A 5587-nucleotide genomic window follows, 5' to 3' on the forward strand; every position below is an offset into this window, starting at 1 on the left:
CAAGTGGTGGCTGATGCCCGCCGCCAGATGCAAGAGCGGGAAAAGACCTACCGCGAGAAAGCCCTGAAAATGTATGCCCACGTCTGCGGTCGCTGCGGTCGGGAATTCAGCGGCAAGCAGCTCAGGGAACTCACCGTCCACCACCGGGATCACAACCACGACAACAACCCGCCTGACGGCAGCAACTGGGAACTGCTGTGCATTTATTGCCACGACAACGAGCACGGGCGCCTGGAGGTGGCCGAGGCATATGAAGGCCGCTCATCATCAACGCAGGCGTCGGATTCTGATTTTTCGCACAAACCCTTTGCCGCCCTGGAGGCGCTGCTTAAAGACAAATAACAACCCGCACGGCGAATCCGCTGTGAATCTCTGACCGCATATGCATGCCGAGCGCGCCGATGGCAAGGCCCCATCCTGGAAACGAAATCATTTCAACCGCAGCAATCATACCATCCGGTTTGCGTTATCTGTGGGCGGCGGCGGCGATCCTTTTTTCCCTGCTATTGCTGGCCGCTGCGCTTGCGGTTCCTTTTTTCTTCGAATCACCGTCCATGTGGTATAAATTTGGCGCCGGCAAGGTCAGTCTGCTTACCGGCAAGATGCTGGGTATGGCGACGGGTCTGCTTCTGCTGTTCCAACTGCCCCTGGCGGGTCGACTGAAGGTCCTGGACCGTATTTTTTCCATGCCGGGCCTGCTCCGCCAACACCGGGTACATGCCTGGGCCATTGCCATGATGGCCCTGATGCATCCCGCCTGTGTACTGCTTTCCGAGGGTTCCATCGTCGTTCCGCTGGAGATGCGCTACTGGCCGGAGTGGGTGGGGGTGGTGCTGCTGGCCATCGTTCTGATGCAGTTTGGCTGCAGCCGATGGCGGCGGTCGCTGGGGTTGGCCTTTCACATCTGGGCGCCTTTTCACCGTATCACCGGTCTGCTGATCGCAACGCTGCTGATTGTTCATGTTTTGAATGTGAGCGAAACCTTCACCCATGAAGGGCAGCCCCGCCTGGCCGTCTTTATCGCCGCGGGTCTTTTTTCGATGGTCTGGATCTGGGTGCGCACATCATGGCTGCGCAGTCGCCGCAGACCCTGGGTCGTCTCACAGGTTGAACGCACCGGTGCCGACTGCACCCGCGTGGACCTGGAGCCCTCAACACCATTCCCGTTGGCCTATGCCCCGGGTCAGTTTGCCATCGCTTCCTTCCGGTCGGCGCATATTTCACCGGAGCCCCATCCGTTTACCTTCTCTTCTACGCCCAGCCGTCCGGAAATGCTCCAGTTCACCATCCGTGCATGCGGAGACTGGACCCGGGAGGTGCAAAGCCTGCAACCCGCAGACCGGGTTTTCCTGCAGGGCCCCTTCGGCCGTACCGGCCACCTGTTTCTAAAACCGGATCGGGAGTTGATCATGATCGCCGGGGGCATCGGCATTACGCCCATGCTCAGTATGCTGCGATTCATGGCCGACAACGGCGATTCCCGCCCCACCACCCTGATCTGGAGCAACCGCAGTAAAAAGCACGTGGTGTTCGCCGACGAAATGGACTTCCTGGCCGATCGATTGACAGGCCTGCGCTACATTCCTATATTTACCCGAAGTACGGAACAGGGAATTCGGACTGCCCGACTGAACCGGACATCGTTGGGACTTTTTCTTGAGGGCTGTGGCCGCGGATCAGCCATATTTCTGTGCGGCCCCCCGCCAATGATGACCCGGATGAAAGCCGACCTGAAAATGCTCGGATTCCCCCGCCGTTCGATTTTTACCGAAATTTTCGGCTTTTGACCCTGCCATTCTTCAAACAAAGATCGTTGTTCAACAACCGGCCCCCAAGCCCTTTTACCCAAGCTGACGAACAGGAGGCATCTTATGAAATCATTGGTCAAACACGCGATCGTTTTACTGTTTGTTCTGATCGTTTCCACCCAAACGGCCGCCGCTGCACCGCAATGGGAATTGGACCCCCCCCATTCCAGCATCTACTTCAGCATCCAACACATCTACGCTACCGTGCGGGGCAACTTTGAAGATTTCAAGGGGACCGTGATATTCTCTCCCGATGATCTGGCCGGCAGCCGTTTCGATTTTGAAGTCCAAGTGAAAAGCATCAATACCGGTAACAGCAAGCGCGACAGCCATCTTAATTCGGGTGATTTTTTTGATTCGAAAAAATACCCGCAAATGACTTTCAAAAGCACCGCCGTCAAGCATGTCGCTGACAACCGCTACGTGGTCGAAGGGACCATGACGGTCAAGGATGTCAGCCAAACGATTGCCGTGCCGTTTCACCTGCTGGGGGTAACGGACCACCCGTTTGACGACAAATCCGAAGTGGCCGGTCTGGAAGCCCGCATGACCATCGACCGGTTGGCCTATCACGTCGGCGGCGGAAAATTTTATGACATGGGGGTGGTTGGAAAAGATGTGGATGTGCTCATCAGCCTGGAAGTCACCCGCAAGAAGTAGTCCAAGAGAGCATCCGATCCAATGCATCAGGGATCTGCCGTGAACCGTTTGGCGGCCACGGCGCTGGTTCTGCTCCAGATCGGTCTGCCGACCGCCCTGATGCAGTGACAGGTATGTGCGTCCGTCGTGGCTGCTCCGATCCCTTTCCAGAATTTGCGATCGCGCCTGGGAAGGCCGGGGGGCCTGGCCGACAATTCAATTCATTTCAGGCCCGGGCCCGCTCCCGCAGTTCGGCGGCCAATCGTCTGGTCACAGGACCCACCTCGGCGGTGCCGATGGCGGTATCGTCCACCTTAACGATGGGCAGCACTTCGGTGACGGTGCCGGTCAGAAAAGCTTCATCGGCCCCGTACAGTTCGCCCGTTTTGAAAAACCGCTCTTCTGCGGGAATCCCCAGCTCGCGGCACAGACCAAGCACTACCATGCGGGTAATCCCCGGCAGGATGTGGGTCGTCAGCGGGTGGGTGACCACCACACCGTCCTTGACGATGGCCACGTTGGAGCTGGTGGCTTCGCGGACCACCCCTTCGGCGGATACGAAAATGGCGTCGAAGACCCCGGCCGCCACGGCCTTTTGTTTGGCCAGCACGTTGGGCAGCAGTTGAACGGTCTTCCAGTCGCAACGACCCCAGCGCAAGTCTTCGGTGGTGATGACCGCGGCCCCGTTTTCACGCAATTCGGTCGGTTTTTCCGTCACCGCACGGATCGTCATGATGACCTGTTGCCCTGCAGCTTCCGGGACCTGGTGGTTGCGGGGTGCAACCCCTCGGGATATCTGAAGATAGAGGCCTGCCCGCGGGATGGCGGCTGCTGCGAACAGCTTCAATATCGCGCCGCGGACCGACTCCCGTTCCATGGACGGGAATTCCAGGCCTGCCATGGATCGCTGCAAACGGTCCAGGTGCTCCTCCAGACAGAACATTCGGCCGTTGTAACTGACGATGAATTCGTAGACGGCATCGCCGAACTGGTAGCCGCGGTCCTCGATAGGCACCATGGCCTTTTGGATTTCCATTATTTCGCCATTGACATAGGCAAGTTCGCGCATGTTTTCTCCTCGTGTGGCGCACAAATATGGGTCCAAATAGCAGAACAGATTGATTTTTGCAATAAAAACGGCAGCCCGCTGCTGGGTGTCGCAGGCTGCCGTTTTTAAGAGAACCGGTTATCGTCGGGAGAAACTGGTCTGTTTAGATGTCATAGTACAGGTGGAACTCGTGTGGATGCGGACGCAACCGCACGGGATTGACTTCATGGGCGGTCTTGTAGTCGGTCCACATATCGACCACATCCTTGGTAAAAACGTCGCCTTTGAGCAGGAAGGCTTTGTCTTCGGCCAGGGCGGCCAGGGCGCTGTCCAGGGAACCCGGCGCGGACGGGATCTCGGCCAGTTCTTCGGGCGGCAGGTCGTAGATGTTCTTGTCCAGTGGATCGCCCGGATCGATTTTGTTCTGGATGCCGTCGATGGCGGCCATCAGGATTGCTGAAAAGGCCAGGTACCCGTTGCAGGATGGATCGGGCGTTCTGAACTCGATGCGTTTGGCCTTGGGGGATGCCGAGTACATGGGAATGCGCACGGCCGCGCTTCGGTTGCGGCTGGAGTAGGCCAGATTGACCGGTGCTTCGTATCCGGGAACCAGCCGCTTGTATGAGTTGGTGGTGGGGTTGGTGAACGCGCAAAGCGCCCGGCAGTGCGTCAGGATCCCACCGATGGCCCAGAGGGCCTGTTGGGAGACACCGGCATATTTGTCACCGGCAAAAAGGGGCTTGCCTTCCTTCCAGATGCTCAGATGGGTGTGCATGCCGCTGCCGTTGTCCCCATAAAGCGGTTTGGGCATAAAGGTAACCGTGTGGCCGGCCCGGTAGGCCACATTCTTCAGCACGTACTTGAACCACATGAGCTGATCGGCCATCTGAACCAGCGGCTTGAAACGCATGTCGATTTCCGACTGGCCGGCGGTGGCCACTTCGTGGTGCTGGCACTCCACATCGATGCCCAAGGATTGCAGCGTCAGCATCATTTCGGTGCGCAGGTCTTGGAACTTGTCCGATGGTGGGACGGGGAAATAACCTTCCTTGACACGCGATTTGTATCCCAGATTGGGACCTTCATCCCGTGCGGAGTTCCAGATGCCCTCGACCGAGTCGATGGCAAAGGCCGCACTTTGCGGATCGCTCCGGTAACGGATATCATCGAAGATGAAGAATTCGGCTTCTGGGCCGATAAAGGCCGTATCCCCAATGCCGGTACTCTTGAGGAAGGATTCCGCCTTTTTGGCTATATTTCTCGGGTCACGGGTGTAGGCTTCCCGGGTGATCGGATCGGCGATGTCGCCGATGAGCACCAGGGTGGGAACCTTAAAGAAAGGGTCGATCTTTGCCGTGTCCACATCGGGAATAACCAGCATGTCGCTGGCGTTGATGGGCTGCCATCCCCGGATGCTGGAACCGTCGAAGCCGAATCCGTCTTCAAAACTGCCCTCGTCAAGTTCACCGATGGGCACACTGAAGTGCTGCCACATGCCCGGGAAATCCATGAAACGAATGTCGACGACTTTCACACCGTTTTCCTTTGCCATTGTCAATACTTGTTCAGGTGTCATCATTTCCTCCGCTAAGCAGTTAATTGGTTAGAATGTGTCTTAAAAGATTACTTCTGATTAGATGGCGTCGATTCCTTTTTCACCGGTACGCACCCGGATCACCTCCTCCACGGAGAACACAAAAATCTTTCCGTCACCGATCTTACCGGTATTGGCAGCCTTTTGAATGGCATCCACCACCTGGGCGGCACGCTCCGTGTCCACGATGATCTCTATTTTGATTTTGGGGATAAAATCCACCACGTACTCGGCGCCCCGATAGATCTCCTTGTGCCCTTTCTGGCGCCCATAGCCTTTGACTTCCGAGATGGTCATCCCTTGTATGCCGATCTCGTTGAGGGCCTCTTTCACATCGTCCAGTTTAAACGGTTTGATGATGGCCTCAATCTTTTTCATTTTTTTCCTCCTGTTATTGATGATCGGGAGAGCGATTGACGCTTCTCCAGAATTGATGAACCCGGTTCACGTAATATCAAATCCGCGTTCGCCGTGCAGAGCATTGTCCAGGCCCTGGAT

6 protein-coding genes are annotated in these 5587 nt (G+C 56.8%); 3 read left to right on the top strand and 3 right to left on the bottom strand.

Going from position 1 to position 5587, the window contains the following annotated elements; genetic code table 11:
- The first annotated feature begins 27 nt into the window (after positions 1-27).
- The 3 genes from R6V78_RS09550 to R6V78_RS09560 all read left to right on the top strand — a co-directional run bounded on the left by R6V78_RS09550 (position 28) and on the right by R6V78_RS09560 (position 2468).
- Positions 28-342: a YajD family HNH nuclease gene (locus R6V78_RS09550; RefSeq protein WP_410289130.1), complete on the top strand. Its 315-nt coding sequence runs from the start codon at positions 28-30 to the stop codon at positions 340-342.
- A 59-nt stretch (positions 343-401) separates the two neighbouring features.
- Positions 402-1787 carry a hypothetical protein gene (locus R6V78_RS09555; protein ID WP_410289125.1) on the top strand — a complete coding sequence of 462 codons (1386 nt, stop codon included), beginning with the start codon at positions 402-404 and terminating at the stop codon, positions 1785-1787.
- A gap of 84 nt (positions 1788-1871) precedes the next feature.
- Positions 1872-2468 carry a YceI family protein gene (locus tag R6V78_RS09560; protein WP_410289126.1) on the top strand — a complete coding sequence of 199 codons (597 nt, stop codon included), beginning with the start codon at positions 1872-1874 and terminating at the stop codon, positions 2466-2468.
- Positions 2469-2673: 205 nt separating this feature from the next.
- Here the strand turns inward: R6V78_RS09560 and R6V78_RS09565 are convergent, their stop codons facing one another.
- The 3 genes from R6V78_RS09565 to R6V78_RS09575 all read right to left on the bottom strand — a co-directional run bounded on the left by R6V78_RS09565 (position 2674) and on the right by R6V78_RS09575 (position 5467).
- Positions 2674-3516 carry a D-amino acid aminotransferase gene (locus R6V78_RS09565; RefSeq protein ID WP_410289127.1) on the bottom strand — a complete coding sequence of 281 codons (843 nt, stop codon included), beginning with the start codon at positions 3514-3516 and terminating at the stop codon, positions 2674-2676.
- A gap of 142 nt (positions 3517-3658) precedes the next feature.
- Complete coding sequence (glnA, locus tag R6V78_RS09570) at positions 3659-5071, bottom strand: type I glutamate--ammonia ligase (protein WP_410289128.1); 1413 nt, start codon at positions 5069-5071, stop codon at positions 3659-3661.
- Between the two features lie 57 nt (positions 5072-5128).
- A complete protein-coding gene (locus R6V78_RS09575) occupies positions 5129-5467 on the bottom strand; it encodes a P-II family nitrogen regulator (protein WP_410289129.1) in 339 nt (112 codons plus the stop codon).
- Between the last annotated feature and the right edge of the window lie 120 nt (positions 5468-5587).

The sequence above is a fragment of the Desulfosarcina sp. genome (assembly GCF_046496365.1).
GTDB lineage: Bacteria > Desulfobacterota > Desulfobacteria > Desulfobacterales > Desulfosarcinaceae > Desulfosarcina.

Bases quoted from the DNA above. Each gene is read 5' to 3' on its own strand.
- R6V78_RS09550 (WP_410289130.1), top strand. From the start codon at position 28: ATGCAAGAGCGGGAAAAGACCTACCGCGAGAAAGCCCTGAAAATGTAT.
- R6V78_RS09555 (WP_410289125.1), top strand. From the start codon at position 402: ATGGCAAGGCCCCATCCTGGAAACGAAATCATTTCAACCGCAGCAATC.
- R6V78_RS09560 (WP_410289126.1), top strand. From the start codon at position 1,872: ATGAAATCATTGGTCAAACACGCGATCGTTTTACTGTTTGTTCTGATC.
- R6V78_RS09565 (WP_410289127.1), bottom strand. From the start codon at position 3,516: ATGCGCGAACTTGCCTATGTCAATGGCGAAATAATGGAAATCCAAAAG.
- glnA (WP_410289128.1), bottom strand. From the start codon at position 5,071: ATGACACCTGAACAAGTATTGACAATGGCAAAGGAAAACGGTGTGAAA.
- R6V78_RS09575 (WP_410289129.1), bottom strand. From the start codon at position 5,467: ATGAAAAAGATTGAGGCCATCATCAAACCGTTTAAACTGGACGATGTG.